This is a genomic window from Nitrobacter winogradskyi (assembly GCF_006539545.1).
Taxonomy (GTDB): domain Bacteria; phylum Pseudomonadota; class Alphaproteobacteria; order Rhizobiales; family Xanthobacteraceae; genus Nitrobacter; species Nitrobacter winogradskyi_A.
Window position 1 is genome coordinate 1 of record NZ_BJNF01000108.1, and the last position, 14,951, is coordinate 14,951.

At 58.6% G+C, this 14,951-nt stretch carries 15 protein-coding genes and 1 pseudogene; 11 read left to right on the forward strand and 5 right to left on the reverse strand.

The features are described from left to right. Positions 1-54 precede the first annotated feature (54 nt). The 4 genes from NWI01_RS16955 to NWI01_RS16970 form a co-directional block, all read right to left on the reverse strand. Complete coding sequence (locus tag NWI01_RS16955; RefSeq protein ID WP_141385156.1) at positions 55-570, reverse strand: RNA polymerase sigma factor; 516 nt, start codon at positions 568-570, stop codon at positions 55-57. A gap of 509 nt (positions 571-1,079) precedes the next feature. Continuing rightward, positions 1,080-2,672 (reverse strand): serine hydrolase, encoded by a 1,593-nt coding sequence (locus NWI01_RS16960; RefSeq protein WP_141385157.1) that lies wholly within the window; start codon positions 2,670-2,672, stop codon positions 1,080-1,082. Between the two features lie 142 nt (positions 2,673-2,814). Continuing rightward, on the reverse strand, positions 2,815-3,156 hold the full coding sequence (locus tag NWI01_RS16965; protein ID WP_141385158.1) for a hypothetical protein: 342 nt from the start codon (positions 3,154-3,156) through the stop codon (positions 2,815-2,817). Between the two features lie 151 nt (positions 3,157-3,307). Beyond that, positions 3,308-3,613, reverse strand: coding sequence for an Acb2/Tad1 domain-containing protein (locus NWI01_RS16970; protein ID WP_141385159.1), 306 nt, complete (start codon positions 3,611-3,613; stop codon positions 3,308-3,310). A 131-nt stretch (positions 3,614-3,744) separates the two neighbouring features. Here NWI01_RS16970 and NWI01_RS16975 point away from each other — a divergent pair, with 131 nt between their 5' ends. The 11 genes and pseudogenes from NWI01_RS16975 to NWI01_RS17025 all read left to right on the forward strand — a co-directional run bounded on the left by NWI01_RS16975 (position 3,745) and on the right by NWI01_RS17025 (position 13,478). Next, entirely contained in the window at positions 3,745-4,446 is a 702-nt protein-coding gene (locus NWI01_RS16975) for an MOSC domain-containing protein (RefSeq protein ID WP_141385160.1), read from the forward strand. A 165-nt stretch (positions 4,447-4,611) separates the two neighbouring features. Then, entirely contained in the window at positions 4,612-5,430 is an 819-nt protein-coding gene (locus NWI01_RS16980; protein ID WP_141385161.1) for a class I SAM-dependent methyltransferase, read from the forward strand. Beyond that, the gene (locus tag NWI01_RS16985; RefSeq protein ID WP_141385162.1) at positions 5,430-6,092 is read left to right on the forward strand and encodes an HAD family hydrolase; all 663 of its coding nucleotides are present in this window, start codon (positions 5,430-5,432) and stop codon (positions 6,090-6,092) included. Before NWI01_RS16980 ends, NWI01_RS16985 begins: the two co-directional genes overlap by 1 nt. An 80-nt stretch (positions 6,093-6,172) precedes the next feature. Next, on the forward strand, positions 6,173-6,853 hold the full coding sequence (locus NWI01_RS16990; RefSeq protein WP_244613853.1) for an NUDIX domain-containing protein: 681 nt from the start codon (positions 6,173-6,175) through the stop codon (positions 6,851-6,853). A 122-nt stretch (positions 6,854-6,975) separates the two neighbouring features. After that, positions 6,976-8,028: a pseudaminic acid synthase gene (gene pseI / locus NWI01_RS16995; RefSeq protein ID WP_141385167.1), complete on the forward strand. Its 1,053-nt coding sequence runs from the start codon at positions 6,976-6,978 to the stop codon at positions 8,026-8,028. Positions 8,029-8,113: 85 nt separating this feature from the next. Beyond that, positions 8,114-8,776, forward strand: coding sequence for a pseudaminic acid biosynthesis-associated methylase (locus tag NWI01_RS17000; RefSeq protein WP_244613854.1), 663 nt, complete (start codon positions 8,114-8,116; stop codon positions 8,774-8,776). Between the two features lie 74 nt (positions 8,777-8,850). Next, on the forward strand, positions 8,851-9,225 hold the full coding sequence (locus NWI01_RS19130; RefSeq protein WP_210242999.1) for a hypothetical protein: 375 nt from the start codon (positions 8,851-8,853) through the stop codon (positions 9,223-9,225). Between the two features lie 37 nt (positions 9,226-9,262). After that, a complete protein-coding gene (locus NWI01_RS17010) occupies positions 9,263-9,988 on the forward strand; it encodes a cytidylyltransferase domain-containing protein (protein ID WP_141385164.1) in 726 nt (241 codons plus the stop codon). Between the two features lie 101 nt (positions 9,989-10,089). After that, positions 10,090-10,499 (forward strand): annotated as a pseudogene (locus NWI01_RS17015) (polysaccharide biosynthesis protein). Continuing rightward, positions 10,496-11,653: a UDP-4-amino-4,6-dideoxy-N-acetyl-beta-L-altrosamine transaminase gene (gene pseC, locus NWI01_RS17020; RefSeq protein WP_141385165.1), complete on the forward strand. Its 1,158-nt coding sequence runs from the start codon at positions 10,496-10,498 to the stop codon at positions 11,651-11,653. Before NWI01_RS17015 ends, pseC begins: the two are co-directional and overlap by 4 nt. A gap of 232 nt (positions 11,654-11,885) precedes the next feature. Continuing rightward, positions 11,886-13,478 (forward strand): hypothetical protein, encoded by a 1,593-nt coding sequence (locus NWI01_RS17025; RefSeq protein ID WP_141385166.1) that lies wholly within the window; start codon positions 11,886-11,888, stop codon positions 13,476-13,478. A gap of 235 nt (positions 13,479-13,713) precedes the next feature. Here the strand turns inward: NWI01_RS17025 and NWI01_RS17030 are convergent, their stop codons facing one another. Then, on the reverse strand, positions 13,714-14,793 hold the full coding sequence (locus NWI01_RS17030) for an MFS transporter (RefSeq protein WP_210243000.1): 1,080 nt from the start codon (positions 14,791-14,793) through the stop codon (positions 13,714-13,716). Between the last annotated feature and the right edge of the window lie 158 nt (positions 14,794-14,951).

The window sequence follows — 14,951 nt, forward strand, 5'->3', positions numbered from 1 at the left end:
CGCTTCTGATTCCATCAGAAGCGAAAAGGCTCTGGCGATCAAAAAGAGGCTCTCTCAGCCCTCATCAAGACGCCGGATCGCGTCGCGGCAATGCGCCATCGCCAGCTTGAGGTCGTTGAAGACCGTGCGCTCGGAAACGCCGAGATGACTGGCGATCTGTCCGTTCTGCCATCCTTCGACACGGCTGAGCACGACGACGGTTTGCGCCCGTTCCGGAAGCGCGCTCAAGGCCTGCCAGAACCGGTTCAACCGCTCGCGCTCGATGATCACTCCTTCCGGTGTCGGGGAATTCGCCGGGACTTTCTCGATTTCCTCGGTGTTGAGGCCATCGACCTGCACGCCGCCGCGCGTCCGCTGTCGCCGCAGATGGTCAAGCGCCAGATTGCGCGCCGTCTGGTACAGAAAGGCTTCGAGATGTTCGATCGGGCCGCTCTCGGCAGCCCGCGCGGCACGGAGATACGTCTCCTGGGCAAGATCCTCGGCCGTCTGAGGATCGCGCACGATCCGCATCACGCTCCACATCAGGGACCGCCGATGCAGCAGGAAGGCAGCACTCAAGGACTCAGCCATCCGTGCTCCCTTCTGGAATCATCGCAACACGGAAGCGGGCTCACCCCTATCCCTACGCAATCAGCTTTTTGCTGGCCGTCCGAACGGTGGTGGCGTGCCGGGAGCGACCTCAGGTTTGCGCTACGAAGGGACAATACATTCGCCCCCTCAATCGAGATAAGCCAACGCGCTTTCGCATGACCAGTCGCGGGTTGTCGCATTTCGTTTAGTCTGGCCGACCCGCCGCGAGCAGTCCAAGGAACGCTTCCTGAGTCAGGTCGGCTGCGTTCTCCGGACTTACTGCTGGTGCCCAGGACATTGGTAATCGCCGCTCCCCTCGCACTCACACTGATGCGCAACCGCCCCGTTCACAGGTCTCCAACCACGGAGATAACGACTGGCGCGTAGTTCCCATCTTTTGTCGATGGCCCTAGCGGCAGAATACTTCGCGCGCAAACTCAATGATTTAGAATTGGTTTAAGAACCGTGGGTCTGACACTTCGCGGCCGACCGAATTTCTCTCATGCTTTTCAGCGCCTCATGAACTGGCCGAGCCCATTGTCGTTGAGAAACTCGATAGTCAGTTCGCGGGCCGGCTCGTCACCAGCTCGCTTGAAAGTAACCGACGACACCGAACCATCGGTTTGGTTCTCGCTGGAAGGGTTGATCGAGAACACGTCGCCATCCCAGTGGGTCAACGTGTACGGTCGGCTCAAACGACCAATCTTCAGCTCCAGATGACCATTTGCATCGACGATCTCGGCATCTCCGAAATAGGGATTGCCGTAGCGGCCAACATAGGATGTAGAACTCGCAGCCGGCGCTGGTTTAGCGGGCGGCGACTTGCCGACGAGATCGCCTGCCGGCGCCGTGAGCTGCGCCATGGCCGCGCCATAGGCAGCCAACCAATCCCGCGTGATCTTCCCGAACTGAACAAGATCCATGAACGAGGCCCCGACCGCCTCCGCCGCACCGACCGGTTCTGCGTTGGTCAGCACGACGATTCCGATCCCGGCCGAAGGGATGATCGCGTAATGGGTTCCAGCACCCAGCGCGAAGGCCCCGGAATGACTGATCATTGTCCGCCCCGCAGGCGTGACTCCGACGCCAAATCCATATCCGTACAGGCTGGCCCTTGCATCGGCTGAGGCGGAATGAATCGAAACGACCTCGGCCGTCATGGCGGGAAGCAGCGCATCCGTTGGAATGACCCGCCGACCTTCGAATTCGCCGTTCTGCAAGACCAACGCAAGCCATCGAGCAAGATCGTTTGCCGACGAACTGACGCCGCCTGCGGGTGACTGCGCATCGGGCCGGCGTTGATACTTCGGCCGGAAGCCGTCGCCGACCTTTACATGCCCAATGGCGCGATTGGCCTGCCTTTCGAAATCTGCAAAGCGCGAACTGGTCGCGCTCATCCCGAGCGGTCTATAAAGAACCTCTTCAGAAAGGCTTTCCCAATCCTTGCCTGACGCAACAGCGACGGCTTCCGCCGCCGCGGTCAGCCCGAAGTTGGTGTAGGCATAGACGTCCCGGAAGCCGTGAAGCGGCAGCAGACGCAGGCGCTCCAGCACGGCTCGGCGATCAAAGCCGAGATCCTCGAGATCGTCGCCGGCATGATCCGGCAAACCCGAACGATGACTGAACAAATCGGCGATCGTGACATGCTGCGTCACCCACGGGTCCATCAGCTTGAACCAAGGCAAATGCGCCTGGACAGGCGTGTCCCACTTGATGACGCCCGCGCCGACCTGGCGAGCCACGACGCTGGCCGCGAGGGATTTCGAAAGCGATGCGATCTGAAAAACGGTGTTCGCGTCAATCGGCTGGTTCTCGCCGACTTTCCGGACGCCGAAACCCTTCACGTAGGCGATCTTGCCATCACGCACAACCGCCACCGCCATGCCCGGAATGCCGGTCTTCTTCATGACGTCGGCAGCGATCGCGTCGAGGCTCGCGACAGCCTTGTCGATCTGACCCTCGGCAATAGGTACGCCGGAGGCCTGGGGCGGCGAGGTCTCCGCGAAACCCGGTATCGTCGCACAAGCCCAGACAAGGGACGAGGCGACCAGCTTTGCAAGGATTGCCCTCGGGCGAAATGCGACAGATTTCTGCAAGAACATATGCGGCCTTCAGCTACCCGCTTTTAGATGCGTGGTGAGGATTGCGATTACCATCGTTCCAATGCCATCACAAACGCGAGGGCTTTGATGACCAAAGGAACTCCGGACCAGGTCGGCGAAAAGTTGTGTCACCCCCCAGGCATTATTCCGAAGCTCGGCTTGGTTGCTTCTGCGAAGTGGCAACAAGGTGTTCCACATCCGTTTCAACGGAGTCTATCAACCGATAGTCGTGCAGGCAACGCTGCGCAACGTCCTGGACCAGGGTTATGGGTCGACGACTGGCTATCAATTGGGTCTGACCAAGCCGCGCACGTTCCTGCTGTCGACGACGTTTCAGTTTTAGGGATAGCTGCGTTGCCGCCAGTCGCGCTCGACCCTCCCCGCCCAATGAGATGAAGGATGGACCTGCGCCACCTTCGTTGTCGCAGGGGCCTGCGAATGCAATACCGATCATCATCGCCTTCACAATGATGTCGGCCCGCATAAACATCCCCACGGCGACGGGGGTGGTCCCGGCTGGCGCAGGCGATGCCGCGAAACGTCTCGCTGGTGATGAGACCCAGCGGACGCCGGGGGCGCGGCGTTTGCAGCGCGCACGAACCGCCGGAGATCGAACGCGCCCTGCTCACCCTTGATCAATCCTCCGGCAATTCAGCCCGCTTCTGCTCGAAAACAGCCCGGTTGATCGCCATGAAACCCTGCTCAATGCAGGATCGTCCAATATCCAGCCAACGCTTGTCCGTCTCTGGCGAGGCCTCGTATCGATCAAGCAGTCTGAGAATACGTTCCTCGATTCTTCGGTGATCCTTGACCCGCAAAATTCCCAATTTCTCCCGGTCTCTGCAAGATTTTGTCTTGGTTACGCGCTTTGACATCGAGCCACCCTTTGAACGGAATAAATACTCTATCCCGCCAAAGCTTGACCAAAGATCGGCAGACACGGCCGTAATGATGGAGATGCTGTCTGGCCTGTCCGACGACTGCCCGACAATAACCTGCGTGTTTCCCCCGATCGCCCTCCGAATGGTAGGTGTGAATTCATCTACTGTCGCGCGGTGAGGTATCGCAGGCCATGGCCCGATTTGACGTGCTCGAACTCCGCATCGGCGGAGTCTCTCCTCTTGGCTCATCAGGAGCGCTCAGCGCCATCGATAAGCACCAGATTCACCATCCACTGCCGGTAAGCTACCTGGGACTTGAGGGAGACGAACAGGCTGATCGCAAACACCATGGCGGGCCGCACAAGGCCATCCACGCCTACTCGACCTCACACTTCGCAACATGGTCCAAAGAATTACCGGATCGCATCAATCGCTTCCGGCCCGGCGCCTTTGGTGAAAACCTTGTTATTGATGGCGCAAGCGAGGCCGATCTTTGCCTCGGCGATCGCTGGCGCATCGGATCAGCCGTGGTCGAGGTCAGCCAGGGTCGCCAGCCCTGCTGGAAGCTGAATCTGCGCTTTGACGTACCCGACATGGCTCGGAGGGTACAGGACACCGGACGAACCGGGTGGTACTTCAGAGTAATCGAGCCAGGTGCTCTCGCAGCCGGTGACTGCGGCAGCCTGATCGCAAGACCAAATCCTGCCTGGTCGCTCGCCAGAACCTCACATCTCCTCTACCACGACCGAATGAACCGGCCGGCATTGGCTGAACTGGCTGATCTTCCAGGTCTGCCAGATAGCTGGCGACGCCTGGCCTTGGCTCGATTGGCATCAGACACGATTGAGAACTGGTCGCGCCGGGTTGAAACGCCAAAACCCTATGAGGAATAAACTGGAGCCCAAAGCCGGAATCGGACCCGCAACCAACTGCCTGCAAAGCAGCCGCTCACGAACCTGCCGAAGACCAGCGTGCCTTCCATTGAATCCGGACGTGCAGTCGCGCTATTAACCCCGGAATGTCAGGCCTGCCGCTGAAGAGGCAGATGGAAAGGAATTATGGATCCCGAACAGGTCAGGGCTCATTGGCGCGACTGGGCATCGAAATTCGGCCCCGCGCTCAACGCCACCACCAGAACCGGAACCGCGAAGATGCTCGAGATCGACGCATTGGCGCGCCGGATGTCTGTGATCGGGCTCGGCGATGCGCCGGCACACGTTCTCGAAGTCGGTTGCGGCAATGGCTTGAACTGCTTTGGCCTTGCCGCGCAATTCCCGCGCATGCAACTCGACGGCATCGACTATACTGCGGAAATGATCGACGCCGCGCGTGAAGCAGCCGTTGCCAACGGCTTCCAGGACAGGTCCAGCTTCCGAATCGGCAATGCGCTCGAACTTTCGGCGGCGTCGGGATTGCTGACGCAATACGATGTCGTTTTTACCAATCGCTGCCTGATCAACATCGAAACGGTCGAACTGCAGATGCGCGCCATCACCGACCTTGCCGCGAGAGTGCGGAGAGGCGGATATCTGATCATGATCGAGAATTCGACGGCGACCTATGATCGACAAAATCATTGCCGCGCCCTGCTGAACCTTCCCGCGCGCACGCCCGCCGCATTCAACCTGTTCTTCGACGAAACACGCATCCTGCCGCATCTCGAAATGCTCGGCCTTGAGGTCGAGATCGAGGACTTCATTTCGCTTCACGACCTGATGCTCTATGTGCTGGTCCCGGCGATCAATGGGGGAACCGTGGATTACGACCATCCGCTGGTCCATTCGGCAACCCAGCTCAGCCTGACGGTTTCGGCGGAAATATCGAGCGCCTTCGGCGCCTTCGGGCAAGGCCGGATGTTTGTCTGTCGGAAACCTTGATGCCGGAAGCTGACGCCAGCCCACTCTACCGCGGCCTGTTTCTGGATCTTGACGGCACGCTCGCTGACAGCGTGACGGCACTGAGAAACGTCTACCATTCCTTCCTCGTCTCCTTCGGCGCGAGCGGCGACGAGGCCGAGTTTCAGCGGCTCAACGGACCGCCACTCGGTGAGATCGTCGAACGGTTGAGGATGACTCACAAATTGCCGGGAACACCGGCCGACCTCCTGCAGAAATACTCGGCCATGGTGTCGCAAGCGCATCAGAGCGCGCGCCCCGCTTCCGGCGCATTTGAATTGTTGGCTCACGCTCGCGAGAGCGGGTTGAAGATCGCCGTCGTTACGTCGTCGCCCAGATTGTTCGCGCAGAGATGGCTCGCATTCGCAGGACTCGCCGACAAGATCGACGATGTCGTCGGCGGCGATGAGGTGACCGCAGGCAAGCCCGCCGCCGAACCCTACATCAGGGCCCTCAAGCGGTTGAATTGCTCGGCAGCCCCGTCGCACGCCGTCGAGGATTCCCGCATCGGCGCGATGTCGGCAGTTGCCGCGGGGCTCAGAACATGGGCATTGACGTCACCCAAAGATCGCTCCGGGTGGCCCGATCAGGTCGTATTCATCGAAAGCCTCAACGATCTCCTTGGTAGAATACCGGCATGCTGAATGTTCGCCTGCTTGAATCGGAGCCGAGAGTGATGGTGGGAGCGACAGCGCCAACCGTCAGCCCGGACATCGAGGCGCGCGTGAACGAAATCTGGCAGCGCGAAAAACAGCTACGTTCCCACGAGCTCTACAACGGGCAATTGTTCAGCATCGACCATTGTGATGCCAGGACGATCGTCGGCTGGATTTCGGAATACCGCTACTTCCTCGCACAACGGCGCGAGCCCAGCCTTCATGCGGCGCTGAAGATCAAGCCGCTCGCCGTCACAGGTATCCTGTCTTGTCCGGATGGCGTTTTATTCGGCCGGCGCAGCGATCGCTCTGAGATGGACGCCGGGTGCTGGGAGCTGGTCCCCTCTGGCGGCGTTGACGACACGGCGGTCGGGTCGGCGGGACGGGTGAGCATCGAACGGTCCGTTCTGACCGAGCTCGAGGAAGAAACCGGCATCGGAGCATCCGAGCTGTCGGCGCATTCCAGAGCCGTTGCGCTCGTCGAGGATCCGCAGAGCCACGTCACCGACGTCGGAATCATGCTCGCGACCACCTCCTCGGCTGCGCAAATCCGACGCCGCTTCGCGGCGCTTGAGAAGCGTGAATATTCTGAACTTGAAATCGTTGCACCCGCCGACGTTGGGGCGTTTCGGCGCGCCCGGGTTGATTCATTGGGCGCTGTTTCCGCCGCCCTTCTGGACACTCTGATGCAGCCCGGCTTGCGCTCCGGCTTCCTGAACAACGTCTTTGAAGGCGCAATTTTACTATGAGTACTTGAAATACCATGAAAATGGCAAAAGCCGGTGATGGCGTCGATGCTGACGATCTTCGCCGCGCGAACCTCCTAACCTACCTGCCGAGTCTCCAGCTCGCACCAGGAGCGTAAATTGTGATGCATAGCCCGGAACTCATCATCGAGGGACGCAAGATCGGCCCGGACTATCCTCCTTACATCATCGCGGAATTGTCGGCGAACCATAACGGCAAGCTATTGAAGGCGCTGGAACTGATCGAAGCCGCCGCCGCCGCCGGCGCCGACGCGATCAAGATCCAGACATATACGGCCGACACGATGACCATCCCTCACGATGGCGAGGAGTTCTTGATCAAGGGCGGCCTGTGGGACGGCTACCAGCTCTACAAGCTCTACCAGCAAGCTCACACGCCGTATGAATGGCATTGGAAAATGTTCGCGAAGGCGCGTGAGCTTGGGATCACGATCTTCTCCAGTCCCTTTGACGAAACCGCCGTGGATCTGCTCGCGGCTCTCGATGCGCCCGCCTACAAGATCGCATCGTTCGAGGTGATTGACCTGCCGCTGATCAAGTATGTCGCCAAACAGGGCAAACCGATGATCATCTCGACCGGGATGGCCAATCTCGGCGAGATTCAGGAAGCGGTCGAAACAGCGCGCGACAACGGCGCCGGCGGCATCGCGCTGCTGCACTGTACCAGCGCCTACCCGGCTCCAATCGAGGAAGCAAATGTGCGCACCGTGGCGCATCTCGGCCAGGCCTTCAACGTCGTGTCCGGTCTTTCCGATCATGCGCCGGGCTCCGCCGCCTGCGTCGCTTCGATCGCGCTGGGCGGCTCCATAATCGAAAAGCACTTTACGACCTCGCGCGCCGACGGAGGCCCAGACGCAGCGTTCTCACTCGAACCGCACGAGTTCAGGCGACTGGTCGACGACTGCAAGTCCGCATGGTCCGCGCTCGGTTCTGCCGACTATGGGATCGTCCAAAGCGAGAAGGCCAACACACGGTTTCGCCGTTCGATCTACGCAGTCAAGCCGATCAAGGCGGGGGAGATTCTGACGAGCGAGAATATTCGCGTCATCCGGCCTGGCTTTGGCCTGCCGCCAAAGTATCTAGCCCGCGTCATCGGCCACACCGCCGCGCGCGACATCGCATATGGCGAGCCGATAAAGTGGTCCGTGATCGCATGACGATCCCATTATTGTGCCCCGCCAATCAACCCCATGACCTCCCCTCCCCCGGAGATCCCGCTACAACCCGCTGTTATTACTCGTTATGACTAAGGATCAGAGGGAAATCCAAGAGGAAGCAACACCTATGACCCAGATTACAGCACAAGAGGAATTCTGGGCCGGAGAGTTCGGCGACAACTACATCGGTCGAAATCAAAGTCGCGAAGTGCTGACCGCCAAGATCGCGATGTTTGCTCGCATTGTCCAGCGATGCAGCAAAATCCGGTCAGTTCGAGAGCTTGGCGCCAACATCGGCCTTAATATTCTCGCTCTCAAGAGCCTGCTTCCACACGCGACGTTTCAAGCCATCGAAATAAACAGCCGAGCTTTCGAAAAACTGGCGGCGATCCCCGGAATAGCTGCTTCCAATACGACGCTGTTTGAACCAGTCGGGTGGTCAAGCGTCGATCTGGCGTTCACCGTCGGTGTCTTGATCCACCTGAATCCTGACATGCTGCCGGTGGCTTATCAAAGGCTCTATGAAGCCAGCAATCGTTATGTCCTCACGGCGGAGTATTACAATCCCTCCGTGGTCGAGATCAGCTATCGTGGTCACAGCGGGCGTTTGTGGAAGCGGGATTTCGCCGGCGAGATGATGGACAGATACCCCGACCTGAAACTTGTCGATTACGGGTTTATCTATCATCGAGACCCGGTATTCCCTGCTGATGACCTCACGTGGTTCCTGATGGAAAAGCCGGCCTGATTAATCAACAAGAATAGCGTCAGCGGGCCTTTGCTGGCCTGCACCACGCACGACGCCAAGATGTTGGCTCTTGGTTGGCACCTTTCGATCAAGCGAAATCCACCAAGATCTGGTATGGAATGAAACAGCCGCTAGAATCCGTTTTAACTGCGTTGAACCAGACCCGTCTCTTATTTTTGTTGGAGCATGATCTTTTCCGAAAACCGGTTTCCACTTTTCCGGATCAGGCTCCAGCAAGAACCACCGCCGAAACCAGCGAACGCATCGCACTATTTACAATCCAGGCTGAATCCGCCGATGTTCCGCAGCTATCTAGCGAAGACTTCGGCTATAGCGTTTTCGAGCGAAACATGTCCTCGGGCTCGACCCGAGGATGGATACCGGTTCGCGTGAAGAAAACGCGTCAAATCAGAAAAATTGAGTCTTTCACCGGTTCCGTGAAATGGTGAAAGACTCTCCTGATGAACGCCGTTCTCGGTTTATCCGATGTCGAATGAAGTTGTAATCATCACTCAGGCGCGCATGACAAGCACCCGCCTTCCGGGCAAAATCTTGATGCGTGCTGGAGAACGCACCCTTCTTGAAACGCATCTCGATCGCCTCGCCGATGTCGGCGTTCCCGTGATCGTCGCGACAACAACGAATCTGTCCGACGATCCCGTTGTCGAACTCTGCGCCGCACTTGACGTTCCGGTATTTCGCGGTAGCGAGAATGACGTACTGGCACGTTATCAAGGAGCGGCGCGCGCGCACGAGGCTCGCCATGTGATCCGTGTGACGTCGGACTGCCCACTCATCTGCCCGGATGTGATTCGCGCCGGACTTGATACCTATCTGAGCTTGAAGAGTGGGTCAGTTTATCTCTCGAACGCCGAAAAACGGACCTACCCTCGCGGTCTGGATTTCGAAATCTTTTCCCGATATTCATTAGACTTTGCCGCGGAGAACGCCAGGCTGTCGTCCGAGCGTGAGCACGTGACAGGTTATATTCGGACATCGATGCCGGATATTCACCATGAGTACTACCTGGATGAAGAAAATCTAAGCCACTGGCGCATCACCGTCGACACCGACGACGACTTCAAGCTCGTCAAACTGTTAATTGAAGATCATCATGCGGCAGAGATGGATTACCCGAGCTTAAAGGGGTTGCTGAAAGCACATCCGGATCTTGAAAAAATCAACTTCCACATTCAACAGAAAACAATCTAAGGGGGCCCAAGACACGCAAATGACGTAGGATCCTGCACGGAGAGCATCTGAGTATAATCGAATGAACGATCCGCACCGACATTCTCGGCACCGATAACATCGTGGCCACCGCGCTTGCCGACAACGTCGAGCAGGTGATCGCGCCCGCAAGCGATAAAGCGGCTAATCCGATCGACCTGTATGGCGCTACCCAGCGTGCATCGGATAAACTGTTCAAACGACGCACCGCCGTTTCGGTCTCGCGCTACGGTAACGTTACCGGCTCGCGCGGCCCGGTCGTCCCATTTTTCGAGAAGCTGATAGCGCGAGGCACCAATTGCCGATTACCGACGCCGCCATGTTCCGTTTCTGGATCTCGCCGCAGGACAGAGTCGACTTCGTGCCGAAGTACTTCCAGCGTATGCCTGGCGGCGAGATATTTAGACCGAATCTGCGGTCGATCCGGATAGTCGACCTTTTCCTGTACTCTGTGGAACAGATCGTGGAATTTGATGAACGGACCAAGACATGATCCCCTACGGTCGTCAGGACATCTCCAGCGCCGATGTCGAGGCGGTCGTCGAAGTCCTTAGGTCAGACTTCCTAACCCAAGGGCCGATGGTCCCCAAGTTCGAGGAGACGTTGGCGCGGAAAGTCGACGCGCCTGAAGCGGTGGCCTTTTCCTCAGCAACTGCGGCACTGCACGTCGCCTGTCTCGCACTCGGGCTTGGCCCTGCGGATCGACTGTGGACGGTGCCGAACACCTTTGTCGCCTCCGCCAATTGCGGACTCTACTGCGGAGCGACCGTCGATTTCGTCGATATCAATCCCAAGACCCGAAACATGGACGTCGAGGCACTCGCCACCAAGCTCGAAGCGGCCGAGCGTGACGGCACCCTGCCGAAGGTGGTCGTTCCCGTGGACTTCGCCGGCACTTCCGCAGACCTTGCGTCTATCCGCCGGCTGGCGGATCGATACGGCTTCCGCATTCTTGAAGACGCGAGCCATGCCGTTGGCGGATACTACCAGAAAAGGCCGATCGGTTCGAGCGAACTGGCTGACGTTACCGTTTTTTCCTTCCATCCCGTCAAGATTGTGACGACGGGAGAAGGCGGTGCGGCGACCACGCGTTCTGCCGAGATCGCCCATCGCATGCGCCTGCTCCGCAACCATGGCATTTCGCGCGATCCTGCCGATATGACCGCCACTTCCGAAGGCCCTTGGTACTATGAGCAGGTGATGCTCGGCTACAACTACCGTATGACCGACATTCAGGCGGCGCTCGGCGTGAGACAATTTGATCGCCTCGCTGAATTCATCGCCCGGCGACAGACCATCGCGGCGCGTTATCATGAAGAGCTTGCTGGTCTTCCCGTGATTCGTCAGTTCGTGCCGGAGGACACGCTCTCGGCATTTCATCTATATGTCATTGAACTGGATGAAACCGTACGACGCACTCGCGCCGAGGTTCTCGCGGCGATGCGTTCGTCCGGTATCGGCGTCAACGTCCATTACATCCCGGTCCATCTGCAACCATGGTATCGGGCGTTGGGATTCTCCCGTGGCGACTTTCCGGCTTCCGAAAAATATTACGACTTCGCGCTGACGTTGCCTATTCATCCAAACCTGAGCGCCGAACAGCAGGATTACGTTGTGGAACGGCTATCCCATGCGCTCGAAGCTTGAGGATCTGAATTGCCGTGTTTTAAGATACCGACCAGCGATCCAGGCTCGGTCTCAAAGCAAAACAGGATGGCCGGCTTGTGGCGCACGGCGAGGCGGCCAAAGCGCAACATCGAACGCGCCCTTTCACTTTTTCGGACATCAAGCGCGAGAGCCGCTTATAGAACGTGATCTTTTCCGGGTTGGTTTGCGCGATCGAAAGCTTGAAAACAGGTCGCAGGGATCTTCATGCGCCATGAACATTAGCGAATTTCTGGAAGAGAATCGGCGATTCTGGACATCCTCTCTCCCGCCAAAATCTGATCGCATAATCATTCTTGACCTTTATCACAATGCCAATGCGCACTTCCACCTGTTCGCAAATTGCGTCGTTGCGAAGTGCATACAGCACATATGGGGAGGTGAGATCGTCGGGGTTTTCGCCGATGACTTTGGTGATGATCGAAAGACAGACGTTGAAGCAAACCGGGCGCTTGCTCGTTCGTTTGGCGTTAGCCGCTTCTACAATATCTCCGAATTCCGCAATCGTTTCCTGTCTGATCCGGTTTGGTCGGCCAATGCAGAGAGAGACCTTCGCACGCGGCTGCAAGGCAAATCGGGATCCGCGCTCAGGCAAGCAGTTCGGTTACTATCAGAATCAAAGTTCCCGCGACGCGGACGTTTGATCTACAACGAGTTTCTGAGACGATCCGGCTTCGGCACCATCGACAGTCTGAGCGACGAACTCATCGCAGTCGCAAAGCTCGTGTCGGCGGACTACGAAGCCATTCCCATGATGTTTGGACAGTCATCGATTCGAGCGTGTGTCCTGGGACACATTTGCTATTCAGCATCGGGACAGCTGGCTGATTTTTCGGCCCAGAACGGCGCACCAACATATCTGGTCGAACAATATATCCCAATTTCTGTTACGCGATATCGGGATCAAACCGACCTGTCGTCCGGCCTTCCCAGCGATTGTAAGGAGATGCTGGAAAAATACGCTTTCGATCAAGCTCTACTGGATGATCCCAGACTCGACCTGTTCGATGGCGCTGTCGAGGGTACGCTGGCGCGGACCATCGACCCGCTATTGAACCGTGATGTTGTCGATCAGCTACCCGTTTCTCGTGAGGCCTTCCTTGAGAGCTGCGGTGTTGACCCAAAGTATCCCACGGTCTGCGTATTCGCGCATGTGTTTCAGGACGCTCCGCTGACGCGACAAAGGCAACTCTCGGACGATTACTGGCAAGCTATTGTCGACGTCGTCGATATTGCGCGGCAACTGACACATCTCAACCTGATTATAAAGTCGCACCCGCTGAACGACAGCTACGATCGGAAGCATTCATGGGACAGGCTGCATGAATACTGCGCGGGCATCAGGAATGTCGGATTTGCAGATAGCGCCCTCAGCGCCGGTGACGTCATGAAGCATTGCGATGCCGGTCTCACGGTTCGTGGAACGGTTCTCTACGAAATGGCCGCGGCTGGACACAGAATGATCGCGGCGGGCGAGGACAAGTATTCCGGCCTTGGTATTGTCGAGGAGGCGTCCAGCATGGAAGCTCTGAGGAGCATTCTGTTAGATGTGTCGCGAAAGGCCTGGTCGATGCCGGAGGATCAGCGTCGGCGAGCAGTGGCTTATTCCTACTGCCTGCTCCAGGGATTCCGTAGTAAATCGATCCTGGTTCCCGATAAGCGCTGGCCTCCTGAAGAATATTTCCGCAGCGCGACACTGGCGCTATCGAATTTTAGACTGGAAGAAGATCCCCTCTTTATAAATCTGAAGTCGTTTCTCCGAAATGACCTGCCGATGCTAATTTCTAAAGAGGCATTTCCGGGATGAGTTCGAAACGATTTACGCTCAGGATTGGTTCTTTGCAGGACTCCGCTCAACAGTTTGGGGCATGACCGCCTCGGAGACGGCGCGGTTACGGGCCCTTGAAGGCGAGAACCGCAGCCGTGGTGAGAAGAAGCGTTCCCGAGCCGTCCCGCCCTGGTTCTCGAGCGGGTTCTCGACCTGACGCGAAACCGGTCATGGCCGTGATTCGTCGACCGCCGGGGAGTCGGGCGTGTTCGGGTCAAGCAGCGACGCGATCGGCGTCGTGCGGGGAAGAATCTGGAAGTCCTGCTGCCTGGGCGCTGGAACGGGCGGCGCCGATCGAATACAGCAGCACCAGGCGTCCGCTCGCGGCGATCCGCTGCGTTGCGAGCAGGCGGTCGTTGCAGTGAGCGACGCATAGCGGATAGAGCGCGAAGCTGAGGCCGCCGAACATCGCACCGAACACCGCCAGCCACGGGCCAGGCGACTCTAGCAGCGAAATCGCGAGGCTCACGCATAGCGTGGCCGCGAAGCTGACCACGATGACATGGCGGCGGTCGTACCGATCGGAGAGCCGTCCGAGCGGCCATTGCAGGGCAACGCCGCCGAGGATCACGACCATCATAAAATGGGCCGTCTGCGGCAGGTCGAGACCGAGGCGACGGACCTGCACCGCCGCGAGACCGTAGAACGCGCCCAGCATCAGGCCGATGGTCATCGTGCCGACGGTGCCGAGCGGCGCACCGGAGAACAGCGTCCCGATTCCGAATGCGGCCGCCTCTGTCGGCGGCGGCGCCGAGGTGCGCGTCAGGCACAGCGGAATGATCGAGAGCGAAATCAGCATCGAGGCCAGTTGAAACGGGACAGCCGGCTGATCGCCGGTGGCGCCCAGCAACAATTGTCCCACCGCCTGTCCGCAATAAAGCGCGACCATATAGGCCGCCAGAATGCTACCGCGTGAAACCGTATCGGCGCGCTCGTTGAGCCAGCTTTCGAGGCAGACGAAGACGCCGGCGAGGCAAAAGCCGTCGATCAGCCGCAGACTTGACCACAGCAGCGGGTCGGTGAATTGCGCATAGCCGAGGGTACTCGCCGATAGCAGCGCGACGAAGGCTGCGAAGGCGCGGATGTGTCCGACGCGGCGGACGATGCGTCCCGAACGAAGCGCGCCGATCACCAGCCCGGCGAAATAGACGGTTGCCACCAGGCCGATGATGATGGTGCTCTGCCCCGCGCGCTCGAGCCGCAGGCTCAGCAGCGTTGACATGAATCCACTGCCCGCCATCAGAACGAAGATGGCAAGCAGCAGGCTGCGGACCGATGCGATGGCGGAAAACATGACCAGCGTAGCGCGCGGCGTCAGGCCGCACGCCGACCCTCCGCTTCGTCTTCAGCGATCCCGATCGATGTCCGATGCAGTGACCAGGCAGCGGCATCGAAACAGACGATGTCGACGACTGGAGCCTTTCCGCATCTAATAGAATCAGAAGCGGGCTC